Annotated in this window: 14 protein-coding genes; 6 read left to right on the forward strand and 8 right to left on the reverse strand. The window is 65.2% G+C overall.

What is annotated here, in order from left to right:
• Positions 1 to 54: 54 nt before the first annotated feature.
• From HNP98_RS11320 to HNP98_RS11335, 4 genes are all read right to left on the reverse strand, one after another.
• Entirely contained in the window at positions 55 to 1,149 is a 1,095-nt protein-coding gene (locus HNP98_RS11320) for an efflux RND transporter periplasmic adaptor subunit (RefSeq protein WP_173810181.1), read from the reverse strand.
• A gap of 485 nt (positions 1,150 to 1,634) precedes the next feature.
• Positions 1,635 to 4,256: an MGH1-like glycoside hydrolase domain-containing protein gene (locus tag HNP98_RS11325; protein WP_173810182.1), complete on the reverse strand. Its 2,622-nt coding sequence runs from the start codon at positions 4,254 to 4,256 to the stop codon at positions 1,635 to 1,637.
• Positions 4,257 to 4,383: 127 nt separating this feature from the next.
• Positions 4,384 to 5,184, reverse strand: a complete 801-nt coding sequence (locus HNP98_RS11330; RefSeq protein ID WP_173810183.1) for a glucose 1-dehydrogenase — start codon at positions 5,182 to 5,184, stop codon at positions 4,384 to 4,386.
• Positions 5,185 to 5,342: 158 nt separating this feature from the next.
• Positions 5,343 to 5,762 carry an EamA family transporter gene (locus HNP98_RS11335; RefSeq protein ID WP_173810184.1) on the reverse strand — a complete coding sequence of 140 codons (420 nt, stop codon included), beginning with the start codon at positions 5,760 to 5,762 and terminating at the stop codon, positions 5,343 to 5,345.
• A 236-nt stretch (positions 5,763 to 5,998) separates the two neighbouring features.
• Between HNP98_RS11335 and HNP98_RS11340 the strand changes: the two genes are divergently transcribed.
• From HNP98_RS11340 to HNP98_RS11350, 3 genes are all read left to right on the forward strand, one after another.
• On the forward strand, positions 5,999 to 6,316 hold the full coding sequence (locus HNP98_RS11340; protein WP_173810185.1) for a hypothetical protein: 318 nt from the start codon (positions 5,999 to 6,001) through the stop codon (positions 6,314 to 6,316).
• An 82-nt stretch (positions 6,317 to 6,398) separates the two neighbouring features.
• Positions 6,399 to 7,121 carry a PD-(D/E)XK nuclease-like domain-containing protein gene (locus tag HNP98_RS11345; RefSeq protein WP_173810186.1) on the forward strand — a complete coding sequence of 241 codons (723 nt, stop codon included), beginning with the start codon at positions 6,399 to 6,401 and terminating at the stop codon, positions 7,119 to 7,121.
• 315 nt (positions 7,122 to 7,436) lie between these two features.
• The gene (locus tag HNP98_RS11350) at positions 7,437 to 9,851 is read left to right on the forward strand and encodes a T9SS type A sorting domain-containing protein (protein ID WP_173810187.1); all 2,415 of its coding nucleotides are present in this window, start codon (positions 7,437 to 7,439) and stop codon (positions 9,849 to 9,851) included.
• Between the two features lie 394 nt (positions 9,852 to 10,245).
• On the opposite strand, the gene HNP98_RS11355 is transcribed toward HNP98_RS11350, so the two are convergent.
• From HNP98_RS11355 to HNP98_RS11365, 3 genes are all read right to left on the reverse strand, one after another.
• Positions 10,246 to 11,241 (reverse strand): J domain-containing protein, encoded by a 996-nt coding sequence (locus tag HNP98_RS11355; protein WP_173810188.1) that lies wholly within the window; start codon positions 11,239 to 11,241, stop codon positions 10,246 to 10,248.
• 29 nt (positions 11,242 to 11,270) lie between these two features.
• On the reverse strand, positions 11,271 to 12,173 hold the full coding sequence (locus HNP98_RS11360; protein WP_173810189.1) for a histone deacetylase family protein: 903 nt from the start codon (positions 12,171 to 12,173) through the stop codon (positions 11,271 to 11,273).
• Positions 12,174 to 12,573: 400 nt separating this feature from the next.
• Entirely contained in the window at positions 12,574 to 12,927 is a 354-nt protein-coding gene (locus HNP98_RS11365; RefSeq protein ID WP_173810190.1) for a hypothetical protein, read from the reverse strand.
• On the opposite strand from HNP98_RS11365, the gene HNP98_RS11370 reads away from it, so the two are divergent.
• The 3 genes from HNP98_RS11370 to HNP98_RS11380 all read left to right on the forward strand — a co-directional run bounded on the left by HNP98_RS11370 (position 12,926) and on the right by HNP98_RS11380 (position 18,782).
• Complete coding sequence (locus tag HNP98_RS11370) at positions 12,926 to 14,452, forward strand: TROVE domain-containing protein (protein WP_173810191.1); 1,527 nt, start codon at positions 12,926 to 12,928, stop codon at positions 14,450 to 14,452. The two genes, HNP98_RS11365 and HNP98_RS11370, sit on opposite strands and share 2 nt — an antisense overlap.
• 1,306 nt (positions 14,453 to 15,758) lie before the next feature.
• Positions 15,759 to 16,997 (forward strand): PcfJ domain-containing protein, encoded by a 1,239-nt coding sequence (locus HNP98_RS11375; protein ID WP_173810192.1) that lies wholly within the window; start codon positions 15,759 to 15,761, stop codon positions 16,995 to 16,997.
• A gap of 384 nt (positions 16,998 to 17,381) precedes the next feature.
• Positions 17,382 to 18,782, forward strand: a complete 1,401-nt coding sequence (locus HNP98_RS11380) for an RtcB family protein (RefSeq protein WP_173810193.1) — start codon at positions 17,382 to 17,384, stop codon at positions 18,780 to 18,782.
• A gap of 102 nt (positions 18,783 to 18,884) precedes the next feature.
• On the opposite strand, the gene HNP98_RS11385 is transcribed toward HNP98_RS11380, so the two are convergent.
• Positions 18,885 to 19,463, reverse strand: coding sequence for an MOSC domain-containing protein (locus tag HNP98_RS11385; RefSeq protein WP_173810194.1), 579 nt, complete (start codon positions 19,461 to 19,463; stop codon positions 18,885 to 18,887).
• Positions 19,464 to 19,565: the final 102 nt, after the last annotated feature.

Consider the following 19,565-nt stretch of genomic DNA (forward strand, 5'->3'; position numbering starts at 1 on the left):
CCACCGCTTGCCCAAAGGCTAACCGCTAACAGCCAGTGGCTAACAGCTAAAAACCTACTCGCTGTACGCCTTCAGGTGCGAGATAACCGCCTGCGGGGCCCGGTAGTCGAAGCTGATTTTGTCGCCGTCCTTCACCTTGCGCAGGCCTTCCAGCAGAATCCGGTCGGTGGCGGCGAGGCCGGACTTGATGGCGTACAGGTCGGGCATTTCGGAGGCGATGCGCACCTCCCGCTGGTGCACCACGTTGTTTTTATCGACCACGAAAACGTACTTCTTCTCCAGAATCTCGAACGTGGCTTTCTGCGGGATGAGCAGGGCGTTTTTCAGCGGCACCGTCATGAGCACGCTGCCGGTTTCGCCGTTGCGCAGCAGCCCCTCGGGGTTGGGGAAAGTGGCCCGGAAGGCGATGTTGCCGGTTTCGTTGTTGAAATCGGCCTCCACGGTCTGCACCACGCCGGTCTGGTTGAACACCTCGTCGTTGGCCAGTAGCAGCTTCACTTTCTCGGCGCTGTCGTGGGCCTTGGCGTGCTCCTTATAGGCCAAGTACTCCGCTTCCGGCACGTTGAAATAAACCCACATCTTGCTGTTGTCCGAGAGCGTGGACAGCAAGTCGCCCTCGTTGACCACGCTCCCCTGCCGGGCCTGGAAGTGGTCCATGATGCCGTTGAAGGGGGCTTTGATGGCCGTGAACTGCAGGTGGGTCTGGGCCAGCGACACGTCGGCCCGGGCCTTGTCGAACTTGGCCTGGGCCAGCGCCAGCTCGTTCCGCGACACGATGTTGCTGTCGGCCAGGCTTTTCGTGTTCCGGTACTCCATGCCCACGTAGTTGGCCTCGGCCTGCGACTTGCGCAGGTCGGCCTGGTAAATCAGGGGCTGAATCTGGAACATGGGCTGCCCCTGGTGGACGCTCTGCCCCTCGTCCACGAATATCTTTTGCAGGTAGCCTTTTTCCATCGCCCGCAGCTCGACGCGCTGCAAGGCGTGAATCTGCGCCACGTACTCTTTGGTAACAGTCGTGTCCCTTGCTAGTGGACTGGTAACCAATAATTTAATTTGCTCCTCCTTTTCCTCTTTCTTGCTCGTGCAGCCCGTGTAGCAGCACGCGGCACCCAGGCCCATAAACAGGAACATTTTCTTTGCGAAGACCATAAGTACCGTAGTTGGTGAGGAACAATTGCAGGAAATGCGGGGGGTGGGGGCGCGGGCCGGCCGGCCACGGCGAGCCCGCGCTTGCTTGCCAGGCCCGTGCTGGTGGTGTCGTCCGGCCAAAAACCCGGCGCAACGGCTGTCGTCCCCATCCCATTGAATCCATCAGGGGGATGGATTCGCCAAATAATTATATTCTACATGCTTTACAGTCAGCTTTACCCAGGCGGCCCGGGGCCGCTGAACGCCAGCGAAAACGCTGGTTCCGATTTAATTCTGTGAGAGCAGGCCCGTGGGAATATGCCGAAGCGGTGCCGCTTGCAGTGCATGGTGGGTGATGCAAAGCACTGACTCACTACATTAAAATAGCATGAATTTTAGCAAGTAAAAAAGCAAAAAACCCCGCGCAATCGTATGTGCGGCCCCTTTTTCCGCCATAATTCATGTTCGTACCAACCCCAGTGCCATGCGCTGGTTCCGGGCAGCGCCTATTCGGTGCGGGGCTGCAAAAGCTTAGCCACAAGGCCGGTCCAGCCGGTTTGGTGGCCGGCCCCCAGGCCCTGGCCGGTGTCGCCGTGGAAATACTCGTGGAAGAGCAGGTAATCTTTGAAATGCGGGTCGGTTTGCTGCTGCATGTCGGTGCCGAAGCAGGGGCGGTGGCCGCTGGCGTCGCGCAGAAACAGCTTGGTAAGCCGGTCGATGAGCTGGTGGGCGATGTCGAGCAGGGTGGTGTACTGGCCGCTGCCGGTGGGGTACTCCACCTTGAAATCGTCGCCGTAGTAGTGGTGGAAGCGCTGCAGGCCCTCGATGAGCAGGTAGTTGACCGGGAACCACACGGGGCCCCGCCAGTTGGAGTTGCCGCCGTAGAGGCTGGTCGTGGACTCGCCGGGCTCGTAGCCCACCGTGAACGACTTCTCGGCCGAGCGGAACACGTAGGGGTGGTCGAGGTGGTACTTCGAGAGGGCCCGCACGCCGTGGTCCGAGAGGAACTCGGCCTCGTTGAGCATCCGGCGCAGCAGGGCCTTGAGGCGGTGGCCGCGCAGCAGCGAGAGCAAGTGGCGGGTGCCCTGGCCGGGCTCCTGCCAGCGGCTCACCAAGGCGGCCAAATCGGCGCGGTTGGCCAGGGTCCAGGTCATGCGGGCCAGGAAGTGCGGGGCGTTTTGCAGCAGCTCGTCGTCGAGCACCTCCACCGCAAAAATCGGAATCAGCCCCACCATCGAGCGCACCTTCAGCGGCGTGCGGCCTTTATCGGGGGTATTCAGCACGTCGTAGTAAAACTCGTCTTCCTCGTCCCACATGTCGATGTCCTGGGGCCCGTAGCCGGTCATGGCCTGCGCGATGCCCAGGAAGTGCTCGAAAAATTTGCAGGCCATGTCCTCGTACACGGGGTTGGTCTGGGCCAGCTCCAGGGCCATGCGCATCAGGTTGAGGGCGTAGAGGGCCATCCAGGCCGTGCCGTCGGCCTGCTCGATGTAGCCGCCGAAGGGCAGCGGGGCCGAGCGGTCGAACACCCCGATGTTGTCGAGGCCCAGGAAGCCGCCCTCGAAGATGTTGTGCCCGTTGGTGTCTTTGCGGTTCACCCACCAGGTAAAGTTCAGCAGCAGGCGGTGGAACACGGTTTGCAAAAAGGCCACGTCGCCGTCGTCGCCGCGCTGCTTCTGGTCCATTTTGAACACCCGGAACGTGGCCCAGGCGTGCACCGGCGGGTTCACATCGCCGAGCTGCCACTCGTAGGCCGGCAGCTGGCCGTTGGGGTGCATGTAGCGGTCTTCGCACAGCAGCCGGAGCTGGTCCTTGGCAAACTCCACGTCCACCAGCGCCAGCGGAATGGCGTGGAAGGCCAGGTCCCAGGCCGCGTACCAGGGGTATTCCCAGTTGTCGGGCATCGACACGATGTCCATGTTGCGCAGGTGCCGCCAGGCGGCGTTGCGCCCCTGCTGGTGCTCCTCCGACGGCGCCGGCCGGTTGGGGTCGCCGTCGAGCCAGCGGGCCACGTCGTAGTAGTAAAACTGCTTGCTCCACAGCATGCCGGCCAGCGCCTGGCGCTGCACGTTGCGGGCGTCGGCGTCGGGCAGGTCGTGCTGCAAGTCCGCGTAAAAGGCGTCGGCTTCCTGCTGGCGCAGGGCAAACAGGGCGTCGAAATCGGCAAACGGCGCGGCCAGGCCGTCGGGGCCCAGGCGCAGGCGCAGCGTCTGGCCTTCGCCCGGCGCCACGCTGAGCACGTAGTGCGCGGCGGCCTTGGTGCCGCTGCGGTCGGGGTTCACGGCCCCGGCGTTGCCCTCCACCAAGTGCTCGTGCAGCCCGTCTTTGAAGAACTTGACGGCCGGCGGGGCGGGGGCCCCGTGCAGGCGCGGCGAGTTGGTTTCGTTGTCGCAGAACAGCAGCTCGGGGTCCCCGTCGGCGTACAGGGCCAGGCCGGGCAGGGCGCGGTGGCCCACGGCGATGCGCCCCGGCCCGGTGGCCCGCAGCGTGGGCTCGTAGGCGTCGTCGCCCCACGACCACGTGTTGCGGAACCACGCCGTGGGCAGCACGTGCAGCGGGGCCGCCTGCGCCCCCCGGTTGTGCACGCTCAGGCGGATGAGCACGTCCTGGGGCCCGGCCTTGGCGTATTCAATGAACACGTCGAAGTACCGGTTGTCGAGAAACGCGCCGGTATCGCCCAGCTCAAACTCGGGGTCGAGGCGGGTGCGGGCAGCGTTTTTCGCCACCAGCGCGTCGTAAGGAAACTTCTGCTGCGGGTACTTGTACAGCATCCGCATGTAGCTGTGGGTGGGCGTGTTGTCGAGGTAGTAGTACGCTTCCTTCACGTCTTCGCCGTGGTTGCCCTCGGGCCCGCTCAGCCCAAACAGCCGCTCCTTGAGGATGTGGTCTTCCCCGTTCCAGAACGCCGGCGCGAAGCACAGCAGCTGCTGGTCGTCGCAGAGGCCGCCCAGGCCCTCCTCGCCCCAGCGGTAGGCGTAGGAGCGGGCCTCCTCGTGGGTGGTGAAGCGCCAGGGGTCGCCGCCCGCCGAGTAGTCTTCGCGCACCGTGCCCCACTGCCGCTCGGCCAGGTACGGCCCAAACGTGCGCCAGGGGGCCACTTCGCGCAGCCGTTCGTGTTCAGCACTCATGCTTGAGAATTAAAAATGAAAAATTAAGAATTAAAAATGAAGCCGGAAAGATGAGAAACAAGCCTTGCGGTTCCACCCGCGCCCCTCGTTTTTGTTTCATTTTTAATTCTCCATTTTTAATTGAAAATCAGCCGCCGGTGGCGAAGCCCGGGTACAGCGTCATGCCGCCGTCCATAAAAATCGTCTGGCCGGTGATGTAGTCGGCCTCGTCGCAGCAGAGCCAGGCGGCGAGGCCGGCAATGTCCTCGGTCACGCCCACCCGGTCGTAGGGGATGAGCTTGAGCAGGGCCGTTTCGGCTGCGGGCGTGCTCCAGGCCGAGGTGTTGATGGGCGTTTTGATGGCCCCCGGCCCGATGCTGTTCACCCGGATTTTGTGGGGGGCCAGCTCCTGGGCGGTGCTTTTCATGAGCTGCATGATGCCGCCCTTGCTGGTGGCGTAGTTGGCGTGCCCGGCCCACGGAATGACCTCGTGCACGCTGCTGGTGTGCAGAATTACGCCCGTGGCCCGCGCCACGTCGGGCTGGGGCCCCCGGCGCAAAAACTCGCGGGCCGCCTCGCGCGAGCACAGGAACTGCCCGGTCAGGTTCACGTCAATCACGCGCTGCCACTGGGCCAGGCTCATGTCCACGAAGGCCGCGTCCTGCTGCAAGCCGGCGTTGTTCACCAGCACGTGCAGCGTGCCGCACTGCTGCACGATGCGGGCAAACATGGCCTGCACCTGGTCTTCCTTGCTCACGTCGGCCGCCACGGCAAAGGCCTGCCCGCCGGCGTCGGCAATGGCCTTCACCACGGCATCGGCCTGGTCGGAGGGCCCCCCCGGGTAGTTGACGAACACGGTGGCCCCGTCGGCGGCAAACTGCCGGGCGATGCCCGCCCCGATGCCGGAGCTGGCCCCCGTGACGAGGGCGATTCGATTCTGTAAGCGCATGTTTTTAAGGAGGCTGGTGGAGTGAGACGGCAAACCGGACGCCCCGGGCTGCCCGCACAAACGGCCCCAAGGCTCGCAAGGTTAGGTGAAATTTTGGTGAAGATGCTGGCGGTAAATGGCTTACCAGCCGCTGCTACTGCGGGCCAACGCCTTGGGGCCTAAAGGGCCAGCACCACGCTGCCGGCCACAATCAGACCCGCGCCCAGGGCGCTGCGCCAGGTCAGGGCCTCGCCCAGAAACCCCACCGCCAGCCCGATGGCCAGCGCCACGCTCAGCTTGTCGATGGGGGCCACCTTGCTCACGGGTCCCAGCTTTAGGGCCCGGAAGTAGCACAGCCACGAGGCCCCCGTGGCCAGCCCCGACAGCCCCAGAAACAGCCACGTGCGCCCCGTGAGGGCTGGTAGGCCCGCCGTGGCCCCGCGCCCGATGGCGATGCCCCAGGCCAGCAGGAGGATGACCACCGTGCGGATGGCCGTGGCCAAATCCGAATCGACATCCTTAATGCCAATTTTGGCAAAAATGGCCGTGAGGGCCGCGAACACGGCCGAAAGCAGGGCGTAGGGGAGCCAGGGTGCCATAGGTGGGGGAATGCGGGAAAAATGCGTAGATGGTAGCCCGGCGCAGTGGTCCGGCGACTTTTTTCGTCGTCGGGCCACTCTGACGATTGAACAGCGGCCCCGCGCAGTAGCCAGAGTGGCCCGACGACGGAAAAAGTCGCCGGACCACCCCGTTCCGCAGCTGCGCCAAAATGCATACGCGCATTTCGCTTCGCCCGCTCAGCCGTTATTCACGCAACGGGTTTTATTTAGCCGCCATGAAAAAACTCATCCTTTTGAGCGTGTGCCTGCTGGCCCTCGCCACGCGGCCCGCCGCCGCCCAGACGACAACCCCGGACATTGTGGTGGTGCGAATAGCCGGCGATGGTAATTCGACGCAACTCGTGGTCACGCGCGGGGAGGGCAAAAGCGAGAAAATAGAATTCCCAAGCGGACGGACGGATAAGCAGTTAATGGCCGCTAGCGAGGGCTACTATAAGGTGTTAAGTGCCTTGTACCGCGAAGGGTACGTGTTGAAAAGTACTTTTACTACTGGAACGTTCTATACCACGCTGGTACTTGACAAAATTCGCTGAGGTTTAGAGGTGGAGCTATGAACTTCCAAGAAAAATCCCGCCCCCGATGCAGCAAAACGCGCCGTTCTGCTGTTACCGAATCATGTCCTCCCTTCCCGCCGACCCCGCCTTCCGCCGGCCCGACCTGCTGCGCCTCGACTACGACACCTACCGGGCCCTGCCGGCCATTGCCAACTCCGACCTCTCGCGCCTGCGCGACGCCCTCGACGGCCGCCCCCCGCGCACCGACGGCGGCAACTCCGGGGCCCTCAGCTTCGGCACCGCCTTCCACACCGCCCTGCTCGAACCCACCGACTACCAGCCCGGCCAGCCCGGCCTGAACGACACGCTGGTCTGGTGGCTGGTGGAGGGCGTGAAGCTCAACGCCGAGTTGAACCGCCTGCTCGAAGCCGGCACGCCCGAGCCCAGCGTGCTCTTCACCGAGCCCCAGACCGGCACCCTCTGCAAGCTGCGCGCCGACTTGGTGGTGGACGTGCCCGGCGAGCCCTACACCGTCGTCGACTTCAAAACCACCAGCGCCCGCGACGCCGACCACTTCCGCTGGCAGTGCTCGGCCTACGACTACGACCGCCAGGCCGCCTTCTACACCGATGCGCTGGGGGCCGGGCGGTTCTTGCTGGTGGGCGTGCAAAAAGCAGAGCCCTTCGGCGTATTTCCCCTCGAAGTAACCGACCAGCTGCTGGCCGAGGGCCGCGAGAAATACCAGCGCCTGTTGCGCCTGCTGCGGGCCCCCGCCACTGCGCCCGCCTACCGCGCCGAGGCCGTGCAAGCCGCCGTGGAGGCCCTGGGCCTGGGCCACGACTAAACAAAAAAGCCCACCAGGCTACTCCCTTGGGGCCGCGACGCACTGGCTGCGTCGCGGCCCCGTGCGTTTGGGCCAAGCCTATGGCCCGGGCGAGGCCATCCATAAAAGGAAATAATAGTTAACTTTTTATTGTAAAAGTTATAAAAAATATTTTTGAGTTAGTAATACACTTTCTTCTTTTATCGGTAAAAAATACTGTTCATCTAGATTTTATGGTCATTAGTCGTGCAATATTCACTTTATTTGCAAAATGTTTCAAGTTTTATGAACCGGATATAATATAATTTGTATTCGAATTTTATCTCTTCTTATTATATGAAAAAAACGCTTACTCAGTGGCTTATTCCAACGCTTTTGCTCTGCCTCACCAGTTGGTCGGGCCGGGCGCAATACTTATTTAAGGACGCGCCCGACGTCAACTCCAACGGGCTGGGGCCCTACACCCAGAACTTCGATGCGCTGGCCGGCACCAAGGCCCTTTTCAACAGCAACGTCACCCTGCCGGGCGTGTACGCCCGGTTCACGCTCGACGGCTCCCCGACGGAGTATGAGTCCTCAACCCGCGGCTCGGGTGCCCAGGCCAAGCTGGGCCCCAACAACGGTTCGGAGGGCCCCAACCCCGTCAGCAGCGTGGACGCGGACGGCACCCCGCACGGGGCCGCCTGGTACCACTTCGGCCAGGACGGGGGCACCGACCGGGCCCTGGGCGGCATTGCCTCCACCAACGTGGCGGCGGGCAAGGGCTACGTGGGCATCCGGCTGAAAAACGCTTCCAGCAAAGTGATTAAAAACCTGGAGGTGATGTACGCCATGGAGCAGTGGTACAACTCCAGCAAAACCCAGGCCGCCAACGTGACCGTGGACTACCAGCGGGCCACGACCGGCATCACGTCGCTGGTGGCGGGCACCTGGACGCCCATTGCCGCGCTCGGCGTGGCGGCCCCGTCCACTTCCACGGCCATTGCCCCGCTCAACGGCAACGCCGCCACCAACCGGCGCGTGATGCAGTACACCCTGGTGGGCCTGAACCTGGCCGCGGGCGAGGAAATCATGATTCGCTTCGGCTACGTGTTCAACTCGGGCACCAACGGCAACGGCCTGAGCATCGACGACGTGGCCATCACCCCGGAAACGAACATCTTCTACTCGTCGGCCGCCGACGCTGCCGCCCTGAACGCGCTGGCCAGCTGGGGCACCAACGCCGACGGCACGGGCCCGCACCCGCTCAACCTCACCACCGACAACACCACGTACTACGTGCAGGGCACCACGACGCTCCTCAACCGCCTCGGCGCGGGTGCGTGGGCGGTGAGCGGGGCCAACTCGAAGATCATCGTGGGCACGCCCACCGTGCCGGCCACGCTCTACGTGGGGCCCGCCGCCGCCACGCAGGGCACCGTGGACGTGGGCCCGGGCTCGACGCTGCAAATCGCGCAGGCCAGCGGCACCTTTGCCCTGGGGGCCCTCAACCCCACCAGCACGGTGGAATACCTGAGCGCCGCCGCGCCCCAAAGCGTGAGCGGCGGCAGCTACGGCACCCTCCGGCTGACGGGCCTGGGCCCCAAAAACCTGGCGGGCCCCGCTTTGGTGGGCACCGCCCTGGCGTTTGATGCCCTGGCGGCCGCCCCGCTGGCCCTCAACGACAACGACTTGCTGCTGCTGAAAGGGGCCGCCCTCACGGGCCCGGCCGTGGCCGGCACGCTGTTCGTGACCAACGGCCGGGGCAGCCTGCGCCGCACCGTGAGCAGCGACGGCGTGGGCGTGCTGTTTCCGGTGGGCACCGCGGCCGGCACCTACACCCCGGCCACCCTGAGCCAGACCGCCGCCCAGTCGGAGGATACCTACAGCGTGCGGGTGGCCGACAACGCGTACCCCGGCTACGACGCCACGGGCACCGGCGCGGGCCCCGCGGTGGCCACCCAAATCGTGAAGAAAACCTGGCTCGTGGCCGAAGAAGTGCCCGGCAGTTCCAGCATCACCCTCGGCCTGCAGTGGAGTGCCGCCGATGCCAGCCCCGATTTCCTGACCGCCTCGGCCCACGTGAACCACTACTACAACGGGGCCTGGGATACGTACAACGCCACCCTGGGGGCCGCTGCGGGCACCGGGGCCGGCGCGTGGGCGGTGGCGCGGCCCGGCATCACCAGCTTCTCGCCGTTCGCCGTGTCGTCGCGCCCCACCGGGGCCCTGCCCGTTGAGCTGACCAGCTTCGCGGCCCAGCGCAGCGGGGCGGCCGTGGCCTGCGCCTGGGCCACGGCCAGCGAAAAAAACAGCCGTTCTTTCGCCGTGGAGCGCAGCGCCGACGGCCGCACGTTCGGGGCCCTGGGCGTGGTGGCCGCCGCCGGCACCAGCAGCGGCCCCCGCGCCTACCGCTTTGCCGACGAGCACCCGCTGCCGGGCCTGGCCTACTATCGCCTGCGCCAAATCGACCTCGACGGCACCGAGGCGTTCTCGCCAGTGGTGACCGTGGCGGCCCCGGCCGTAGCGGGCCCGCCGGTGGTGGTGCCCAACCCGGGCACGGGCCAGTTCGCGGTGCTGCGGGCCGATGGCCAGCCCCTGGCCGGCGCGGGCGTGGTGCGCAACGCCCTGGGGGCCGTGGTGCTGCGCCTGCCGGAGCCCGGGGCCACCGGCCCCGCCGCGTTCGACCTGAGCGGCCAGCCGGCGGGCCTGTACCTGTTGCAGCTGCAAACCCCCACCGGCCTGCAAACCTTGCGCGTGGTTAAGCGCTGAGAAGCTTCTGTTTGCCAGCCTTCGCGCAGCGTAGCGGCGCATGCCAGCGGCTCGGGTTTGAACGTCGCCTCTGCGCATCGTTCAAGCTCGAACTGCCAGGGTGCGCCGCTACCTCGTTTTAGGGATTAAAAATTCGGGTGGTGGTCTAAAACGGGGTGGTCCGGCGAATTGCCCGAAGGGCTTCGTTGGGCCACTCTTATCCTTGGGCAGGGGCCCGTTCAATCGCCAGAGTGGCCCGACGACTAGAAAAGCCGCTGGACCCACCCCATTTTGGACCACCAAAATTCGCCAGAACTGCTGCTAGGCACCGAAGCCCGGCATTTTATTCACCAACCCGCACCATCAAGTTCATAGCACTAGCACGGCGAACGGATTCCGGATTGCTAACAAGCCGCTAAATCGAGTCCAGGCCCTCGGCGGCCAGCTCGCGCAGCACTTCGCGCAGGCCCGCGGTTTCGCGCAGCTGCTGGCCCACTTGCTGCACGTACTCGGCCTCGGCCCGCAGGTCGCGCTTGATTTGGCGCAGCTCCAGCTCGCGCTTTTTGCCCGTGGCGGCGCTGGCCAGGCCATCGGAGCCGTATTGCAGCGCGTTGAGCTGGTTTTTAAGGTCGATTTGCTGGCGGTGCAGGGCCTGGGTGTACTCGATGAGCACGTCGGCATCGGCCGCGTCGGCGTGGGCCGAGTCGGCCATCAGTTGCAGCAGGGCGTAAAGGTCGCCGGTCTCGTAAGCGGCCGTTATTTCCTGCATCAGCTCGGTTTTGGCGCGCTGCTGGGCGGGGTCGCGCTCCAGGTCGGGGTGGTGGGTGCGGGCGAGCTGGCGGTACACGGTTTTGGCGCTGGTTTGCAGCCGCTGCTGGTCGGCGCGGGCAGCCAGGGTAGTGGCCTCGGCCAGGCGCTGGGCCCGGGCCTGCTGGCGGGCCTGGGCTGCCTGCTCCTGGGCCGAAGGGGGCGGGGCGGGGGCCCCGGCGGGGGCTTCAGCCGGGGCCCCCGCCGGGCGCGGCGCGGCGTATTTGGCCACCATCGCCGCCTCGTCCTCCCCGAACCGCGCGATGAGGGCCCCGGCGTTGCCCACGATGAACTGGGCAATCTGCTGCTCCTCCAGGCGGCTGAAGTAGGGCGTCAGCAGGGCCCCTTCCAGCGGCGCGTACAGCGCCCGCCGGGCCGCTACTACGGCCGCCGCCGCGGGCCCCACCTGCTGCCAGTAGCGCTGGCGGGCCGCGGCGCGGGCTTCCTGCGCCGCCTGCACCTGCGCCCGCAGCCCCTCCAGCGCCAGCAGCGCCCGCCGAAACGCGGCCTGGGCCAGGCTGCCCGGCGCGCAGGCCTCGGCCAGGGTGACGGGCACGCGCACCGGCGCGGGTAGGGCATGAGTGGAGGCGGTGAGTTTTTTCATGGCAACGGCAGCGGGTAAATAACGCCTAGCTACGGCCAAAGGTTGAACGCCACCCGAAACGTGTTGCAGTGCGCGTCCACGATGTCGGCCAGCCGCTCGGAGTAGCCGCCGCCCATGCTCACGGCCACCGGCAGGGCCCGGGCGCGGCACAGGCCCAACACCAACTCGTCGCGCTGCTGGCAGCCGGCGGGCGTCAGGGCCAGCTTGCCCAGCTTGTCGGTGGCCAGCACGTCCACCCCCGCTTGGTAGAAGACAAAGTCTGGCCGCACGCGGTCCACCAGGGGCCCCAGCGTGTCGGATAAAATGCGCAGATACTCCGCATCGCCGGTGCCCAGCGCCAGCGGAATATCCAGATCGGAGTGTTCCTTGCGCAGCGGGTAGTTGGCCCCGGCGTGCATCGAAAACGTGAACACCCGCGGCTCGGCGCGGAAAAGGGCGGCCATACCGTCGCCCTGGTGCACGTCCAAATCCACGACGAGCACCTGCCGGGCCAGCCCGTGCGCCAGCAGGTGCGCGGCGGCAATGGCTTGGTCGTTGAGCACGCAAAACCCCTCGCCGCGGTCGGCAAAGGCGTGGTGGGTGCCGCCGGCCAGGTTCAGCCCGATGCCGTGTTGCAAGGCCCCCAGTGCCGATTGCAGCGTGCCCGCGCTGCTGCTCAGCGAGCGGCGCACCAGCTGCGGGCTCTGCGGCAGCCCCAGATTGCGCACCTCGCGGGCCGAGAGCTGCAAGTCGCGCACCCGGTGCCAGTAATCGGTGGTGTGCACCCGCAGCACGTCGGCCTCGGCGCACAGCCCGGGCTCGTAAAAATCTTCCGGCGCGGCCACGCCCTGCCACAGCAGCTGCTCCCGGATCAGGGCGTATTTGGCGATGGGAAAGCGGTGCCCGGCGGGCAAATCCAGCGTGTAGTGGTCGGAAGTGGCAAGGCGCGGCATTGGGGCCCTTAAACGGGGTGCGTAAAATAAGGAACAATGTAAAGGTAACCCGGCCGCTTCCGGGTTGGTACAACATTCTGGTGACGTAACCAGATTAAAAGCAATATGAAATTGTATTGAGTTAGTCGCGCTCAATTCCGGCAAACGCTAATTATTATTCGGCGAAATAAATTTATTTTAAAATATTTTAGAAATTATTTGCGCAATTAGAATTAATGTCTAACCTTTGTCGCACCAAAAGCAAACAGCCATGTACCGCCACCTGACACTCACCAGCAATTCGGATAAGACGCAGCCAGAACGGCTGTTTCTGCTCGGTACGTTTGCCTGATTTCAGCCCCGCTGAAACCCGACACCGCCCGAGCCCATAACGCTCGGGTTTTTTGTTGTTAGCCGGTTATCAACCGCTTACCCATTCAATCCATGCATCCACGCCGCCCCAGTTGCCTGCCCCAGCCTTCCCAGCGCCGGCCCGATCGTGGCCAGCTGAACCGGCGCGACCGTGCTTTTCTCTTTTCCTGGCTGCGCTGATAATCCGGCGCAAATCACGCGAAACAGCAGAGCCCGGTCCACTAAAACCGGGCTTTTTCGTGTCGTTTATTCTCAAATAAAACCCGGTTTTATTTGCCAGGAAAAAGTGCGTCCAATCGAAACTAACAATTAATTCCGCCGCAATAAAACGACCCGCTGGAATAAATAATTGAAAAATATCTACTCCGTTTCCTGCCCTTAATCCTTCAATAATTCCCACCATGCGCTTCAACTTCTTCTCCCGCGCCGCCGCCCCCGTGGTGAACCACGAAGGGGCCCCGGCCTTCGCCCTCACGCCGCAAATGGAGCTGTACGCGGCCGTGGCCACGGCCGCGCTCAGCGACCAGTTCTACGAAAAAGCCGACGTGCGCTTGCTGCGCTTGCGGGCCCTGGTAGCCGCCAACGAGCCGCTGTTTGTGGCGCGGCTGGCGGTGTACGCCCGCGAGCACCTGCACTTGCGCTCGGTGCCCCTAGTGCTGTGCGTGGAACTGGCCCGCCACCACCGCGGCGACGGCCTCGTGAGCCGCTTGGTGGCCCGCGTGGTGCAGCGCCCCGACGAAATCACGGAGCTGCTGGCTTGCTACGCCCAGGCCAACGGCCGCAGCGGCCCCAAAACCCTCCACCGCCTCTCCAAGCAGCTGCAAAAAGGCTTGGCGCTCAGCTTCAACCGGTTCGACGGCTACCAGCTGGCCAAGTACGACCGCGAAGGGGCCGTGCGCCTGCGCGATGCGCTCTTTTTGGTGCACCCGCCTGCGAAAGACGCGGCCCAGCAAGCCCTGTTCGACCAGTTGGTGCGCGGCGAGCTGCCCACGCCCTACACCTGGGAAACCGAGCTGTCGGCCGCCGGCCAGCGCGCCTACGCCACCGAGGCCGACCGGCACGCGGCCATCCGCACCACCTGGGAGGCCCTGATTACCAGTGGCAAGCTGGGCTACATGGCCCTGCTGCGCAACCTGCGCAATATCCTCGCCGCCGATGTGTCGGCGGTGGCCCTGGCGCAGGTGGAGGCCACCCTGGCCGACGCCCAAGCCGTGGCGCGGAGCAAGCAGCTGCCGTTCCGTTTCCTGGCCGCCTACCGCGAGGTGAAGGCCCTGCCCGGCGGCCGCGTGGCGGGGGTGCTCACGGCCCTGGAAACGGCCCTGGCGCACAGCGCGGCCAACCTGCCCGGCTTCGGCCCCGCCACCCGCGTGGTGGTGGCCTGCGACGTGTCGGGCTCGATGCAGCAACCCATTTCGGCGCGCAGCAAAGTGCTGCTCTACGACGTGGGCCTGGTGCTGGGCATGTTGCTGCACAGCCGCTGCCAGCACGTGGTGGCCGGCATGTTCGGCAACACCTGGAAGCGGGTGGCGCTGCCCCGGGGCCCCGTGCTGCGCAACGTGGAGGAGTTCTACCGCCGCGAAGGCGAGGTGGGCTACGCCACCAACGGCTACCTGGTGGTGCAGGACCTGCGCCAGCGCCGCGAGGCGGTGGACAAGGTGATGATTTTCACCGACTGCCAGCTCTGGAACAGCCAGTGGGACAGCAGCAACTCGCTGGCCCGGGAATGGGCCGAATACCGCCGCACCGTGGCCCCCCACGCCCGCCTCTACCTCTTCGACCTGGCCGGCCACGGCACGGCCCCGCTCGAAGTGCGCCCCGAGCACGGCGTGGCCCTCGTCGCCGGCTGGTCCGACAAAGTGTTCGACGTGCTGGTGGCCCTGGACAACGGCGGCTCGGCCCTCACCGAAATCGAAAAAATTGAATTGTAAACCTGTTAAAAGCGGCCGGGCATTAAAGCGGAACCCCCGGCCGCCGCGGCGCAAGGTGCCGTAGGCGGGCCTTACTTCGCCGGTGCCGGGCGGGCCGCCGCGGCGGCGGGAGTTCGATTCCCCTCATCCTGTGGGTCCGCCATTCGTTGCCCTTGTTTACCCCGAATTAATTAATAAAATGCGGCCCTGGGAATGACTTATTTAATTGTTAAAGCGGCCGTCATTCCCAGGTTAATTTCTGAATTATGTCACGAATATATCCCTTATTCATTCATTGATTAGCCATGCAAAAAATAACCAGATTATATGTTGCCAGTCAATAAGTTATTGATTTACTAACGGTTAATAACGAACAGCTTAAAAAACTTCTGCGATTGGGAAGACGGCTGCGCAATTCGGCGCAGTCGCCGGCCGGGACGGTGCCACGGCGTGGCCCGTCCCAACCCGGCTGCATCCGCACGGTTCAGGTGCCGTAGATGGGCGTTACTTCTGGTCGTTTCCGGCGCCCCACCCGGCGCTGTGGGTTCGAGCCCCGGCCCGGAATTTCGGTTTCGGACGAAACTATACGCCCGCCGACTGTCGCCCTGAATTTTTCGGATAATAATTAAATCGAAGTACGTTTCCGGGTGGGTGCCGTAGCCGGGCCTTCCTTCGCTCCAAATTAGGGGCGGCCGCGGGTTCGACTCCCGAAGTGCTGCCGCAAGGCAGGGCGAATGCGCAGTGGTAGGGCCGCCCCAGCTGGCCGGGCGACTGTTGCCCCAACCGGAAACAAAAGCTTGCATTGGCTGCCGTAGGCAGGTGCTACTTCGGGTACTATTCCGCAAGGAGTGCGGGTTCGAATCCCGCCCCGCCGCATGAAAACGGTGGGTGGCGAAACGGCTAGACGCGCAGTAAAAAACACCCGCCGCTTTTTGCCCCAATACTTCCTAAGCCAACCCCCGCCGGGTGCCGTAGCCCGGCCATACTTCGCACTCTTAATGCCCAGGTCGCGGGTTCGAGTCCCGCCGGAAGTGGCCGCCAGGCCGCTTCCGTAGCTCAGTGGCAGAGCAGGACTAGACGGCCGGGCGCTTGTTGCCCCGGCGGGGGAAGGCGTTGGAAAGGTGCCGTAGCGCAGCCATCCTTCGTACTGAAAAAACCAAGCAGCTGCGCGTTTTTTGCCCTTCTCAACGTCATTTTTTTACCACCATTCCGATGGCTCAACCGACCCATTTATCATGCTCAACGACCACCCCCAATACTTCCGCTTCGCTAAATTATTCCGTCATTTTTCACTGGCTGCCGGGCTTTGTGCCCGCGCTTCTGCTCCATGTCTAACCGCAACAAACCCATCTCGGCCGGCGCTGCACGCACGCAGCGGGCCCTGATCGTGCTGACCGGGCACGCGAACTGGCGCAACTGGTCGCCGGTCCGGCAAATTGAATTTATTTTTTCCGCTGAGTCAACCCCGGATTTTTACGCGCAATTCGCCCGCAATTCCCTGCTGAGCGAGCTCTATGCCCACTGCGTAGCCGGCCGCCCGGCCGACGCGCAGTGCCGCAGCAAAGCGTTTCTGCTGGCCCTGGCCAGCCGGCGCAGCGCCCTGCTGGAACGGCCCGACCTGGCCGGGGCCCTCGGGGCGCTCTGCACGCACTACGGCTCGCGGCAGCGCGAGCTGGCGGACTGGACGCCGCACCGCAAAAACGTGCATTTCCAGCTCGAAAGCCTCGTGCGCCACCTGTTCGACCGGTACGGCGACGTACTGGCCTGGGTGATCGGGGCCTGGACGGCTGCCCCCGCCGCCCACCCGGGTTTCGACCTCGCCGCGCTGACCGTCCACCTCGGGCGGGGCCAGTCGCTGCGCAGCTTCGGGGGCCTGCCCGTGCCGCTGACCAAGCGCCTGGAGCACGAAATGCGCCAAGCGTCCGCCGCTTGCACCTTTCTGGAAGCCTACCGCTACGCCCAGCTGGCCGTGCGCGATGCGCTGGAGTGGTTCGGCGTGGTGCTGGAATCGCGCCTGGGCCGCGAAGGACCGGGGCCCGACGACGACTTCTGGCTGGGCGTGGTGGACCTTTTCCGCGCCGCGCCCTTGGTCGACCCGCGGCAGCTGGGCCCGGTCTGCGACTGGATTCACCAGAAGCGGAGCGTGGGCATCGGCCACGAGCGGGCGCAGCCCGGGTTCTCGCTGAAGGGCCGCACCGTGGCCAGCCTGCTGGCCCAAACCGCGGCTTGGCACCGCCGCCTGGCGCGGCTCCGCGGCCACACCCACAGCTCGCTGCCATTCAGCACGGCCTGGGAGGGCCTGGCCGTGCCCAACTTCGTGGGCGGCGACGAGGGCGGGGTGCGCATCACCCAGCTCACCACGTTTGGCGAGTTGGTGGAGGAGGGGCGCACCCTGCAACACTGCGTGGCCTCCTACGTGGAATCGTGCCGCCGGGGCCGCTGCGGCATCTTTTCGCTGCGAATCAACCGCCGCCCGGTCGTCACGCTCGAAGTACTGCCGCAGCGCCTCGTGGTGCAGGCCCGGGGCCGCCACAACCGCGGCATGGCCGCCGACGAGCGGCTCTGAGTCGGCCGCTGGTTGGCCGAAGCCCGGCTGGACCTGTCCAAGCACGTATAATACCTTTTTCAATCTTTTTTGCCCCTAAACGGATGCCGTAGGCTGGCGTTCCTTCGACCTGTCACGTCGCCATTTGGCCCCACGCCAGCCGCTTGTTGCTCCGTTTTTATGGCCCCCACGGGCCGGTGCCGTAGCACTGCCTTACTTCGATTCATTAGGTCGCGGGTTCGAATCCTGCCCGCTGGCGTGCCCGCGGTAGCTCAGTCTGGTAGAGCAAATGCTAACCGGCGCTGCGCCTTTTTGCCCGGCCCATTGCGGCTAATTTTTTTACTGTTCATCAACGCCGGGGCCCCTGATTAGCGCGGTCCTGCTTCGCGTGCAACTTTCCCTTTTATGGCCAATTTATTACGCGGCAACGACCTTCGCGCCCTCGGGTTTCCGGAAGGCCGGGCCATTGGGCTGGCGCTGGCACAATTGCAGCGCAAGCACCTCAAAAAACTCTCTCAAACCGACCAGCTGGCGCTGCTGGGGCAACTCATTGCCCATCCCAACGATTACCTCACGGACCTTGACTGGAGCCACACGGCCGCCGCGTTGCTGCCGCCGCCCGACCGCCACATCGCCCTGGTCGAGCGCAAGGACTACGCCGTGTTCGGGGCCGAGCACATCGAGCCGGGGGCCATCCACCAGATGGAAATTGCCATGAAGCTGCCCGTGACCGTGGCCGGGGCCCTCATGCCCGACGCCCACCACGGCTACGGCCTGCCCATCGGCGGCGTGCTGGCGACAGACAACGCCGTGATTCCCTACGCCGTGGGCGTGGACATTGGCTGCCGCATGGCCCTGTCAGTGTTCGATTTGCCGCCCCGCTACCTCGCCCAGCGCACCCAGGAGCTGCGCGGCCGCCTGCTCGAAAATACCCGTTTCGGCAGCGGCCGGGGCTTCGAGCGGGGCCAGCGGCTGGACCATGCCGTGCTCGACCGGCCCGAGTTTCGGGAGATTCCCTTCCTGAAAAACAAGCTCGACAAAGCGGCCGAACAGGTCGGGACGTCCGGCTCCGGCAACCACTTCGTGGAGTTCGGCCTTGTCGAAATCACCGACCCCGCCAACGAGCTGGGCCTGCCCGTGGGCCAGTACCTGGGCCTGCTCTCGCACTCCGGCTCGCGGGGCCTGGGCGCGGCCATCGCCGAGCGCTACACCCAGCTGGCCAAAGACGTGTGCCAGCTGCCCGGCGAAGCCCAGCACCTCGCCTGGCTCGGCCTCGACACCGCCGCCGGCCAGGAATACTGGGCCGCCATGACCTTGGCCGGCGACTACGCCGCGGCCTGCCACGACCAGATTCACCGCCGCCTGGCCAAAGCCCTCGGCGAAAAGCCCCTGGCAAAGGTGGCAAACCACCACAACTTCGCCTGGAAAGAGCGCCTGGCCGACGGCCGCGCGGTCGTCACGCACCGCAAGGGGGCCACGCCGGCCGGGGCGGGCGTGCTCGGCATCATCCCCGGCTCGATGACGGCCCCCGGCTTCATCGTGCGGGGGCGGGGCGCGGCGGCGTCGCTGGCCTCGGCCTCGCACGGGGCCGGCCGGCTCCTGTCGCGCACCCGCGCCAAGGCCGAGCTGGGCGAAAGCCAGGTGCGCCAGCACCTCGCCGACCACGGCATCGAACTAATTGGCGGCGGGCTGGACGAGGCCCCGATGGCCTACAAGGACATCCGCGCCGTGATGGCCAGCCAGCGCGATCTGGTGGACGTGCTCGGCTCGTTCACGCCCAAAATCGTGCGGATGGACGGGGCCTGATTTTTTTGCCCGCCCGCAATCCAAACGCGCCGCGCCGCGCGTAGGTACGCACAGTTGTTTTCATAGCTTCAGAAAGCCTTTCGCCCCTGGTGAAAGGTTTTTTTATTTGGGAGACTTGGCACCCGGTACTGAAGGCGATGCAGCGTTGGCGGTCAAGTCGTCGGTCCCGGCCACCACCCGCACGGCGTCGCCTACCCGGATGGTGCCGCCCCGGGCAATGTGGGCCGTGAGGCCCCCGTGGCCGCGCATGGCGTTGTAGCCGCCGGGGCCCAGCTCTTCTTCCATGCGCGAGCAGGGGTGGCACTCGCCGGTGATGTCGAGCAGCACCTCGTCGCCGATTTGAATTTGCCGGCCCTTGAGGGCCAGTAGGTTGAGGCCGCTCACCACCAGGTTGCGGCGCAGGCGGGCGGGGTCGAGGGGCCCCGCCAGGCCCAGGAAGCCGGCCACGGCGGGCAGGTGCTCGGCCTGGATGAGGGTAATCTGGCGCTTGCCGCCGGCCTTGGGCCGGGCGTGGTCGCCGGCCAGGTGGGCGTCGGCGAGCACTTCGGCTTCGGGCACGCTCACCAGGGGCTGGCGGCGGGCCGGGCGCCGGCCAATCCATTCCAGGCGGCCGGTTTGGGGCAGCGTGGCCAGCAGCCGCGCCACCGTCGATTTGTCGTCGCCAAAAAAAGGGAAGGGCATAAACGGATGGTAGTGGAAAAATCGAAATTCGTGGCTGCTCGGTACGCGTTGCAAAACAGCGCGATAAACTTCACAAATATATCCGGGGCCCTAACCCCGGCG

This window comes from Hymenobacter caeli (assembly GCF_013294115.1).
Classification (GTDB): domain Bacteria; phylum Bacteroidota; class Bacteroidia; order Cytophagales; family Hymenobacteraceae; genus Hymenobacter; species Hymenobacter caeli.

Coding starts and splice junctions, on each gene's coding strand:
- HNP98_RS11320 (WP_173810181.1), bottom strand. CDS start 1,149: ATGGTCTTCGCAAAGAAAATGTTCCTGTTTATGGGCCTGGGTGCCGCG.
- HNP98_RS11325 (WP_173810182.1), bottom strand. CDS start 4,256: ATGAGTGCTGAACACGAACGGCTGCGCGAAGTGGCCCCCTGGCGCACG.
- HNP98_RS11330 (WP_173810183.1), bottom strand. CDS start 5,184: ATGCGCTTACAGAATCGAATCGCCCTCGTCACGGGGGCCAGCTCCGGC.
- HNP98_RS11335 (WP_173810184.1), bottom strand. CDS start 5,762: ATGGCACCCTGGCTCCCCTACGCCCTGCTTTCGGCCGTGTTCGCGGCC.
- HNP98_RS11340 (WP_173810185.1), top strand. CDS start 5,999: ATGAAAAAACTCATCCTTTTGAGCGTGTGCCTGCTGGCCCTCGCCACG.
- HNP98_RS11345 (WP_173810186.1), top strand. CDS start 6,399: ATGTCCTCCCTTCCCGCCGACCCCGCCTTCCGCCGGCCCGACCTGCTG.
- HNP98_RS11350 (WP_173810187.1), top strand. CDS start 7,437: ATGAAAAAAACGCTTACTCAGTGGCTTATTCCAACGCTTTTGCTCTGC.
- HNP98_RS11355 (WP_173810188.1), bottom strand. CDS start 11,241: ATGAAAAAACTCACCGCCTCCACTCATGCCCTACCCGCGCCGGTGCGC.
- HNP98_RS11360 (WP_173810189.1), bottom strand. CDS start 12,173: ATGCCGCGCCTTGCCACTTCCGACCACTACACGCTGGATTTGCCCGCC.
- HNP98_RS11370 (WP_173810191.1), top strand. CDS start 12,926: ATGCGCTTCAACTTCTTCTCCCGCGCCGCCGCCCCCGTGGTGAACCAC.
- HNP98_RS11365 (WP_173810190.1), bottom strand. CDS start 12,927: ATGGTGGGAATTATTGAAGGATTAAGGGCAGGAAACGGAGTAGATATT.
- HNP98_RS11375 (WP_173810192.1), top strand. CDS start 15,759: ATGTCTAACCGCAACAAACCCATCTCGGCCGGCGCTGCACGCACGCAG.
- HNP98_RS11380 (WP_173810193.1), top strand. CDS start 17,382: ATGGCCAATTTATTACGCGGCAACGACCTTCGCGCCCTCGGGTTTCCG.
- HNP98_RS11385 (WP_173810194.1), bottom strand. CDS start 19,463: ATGCCCTTCCCTTTTTTTGGCGACGACAAATCGACGGTGGCGCGGCTG.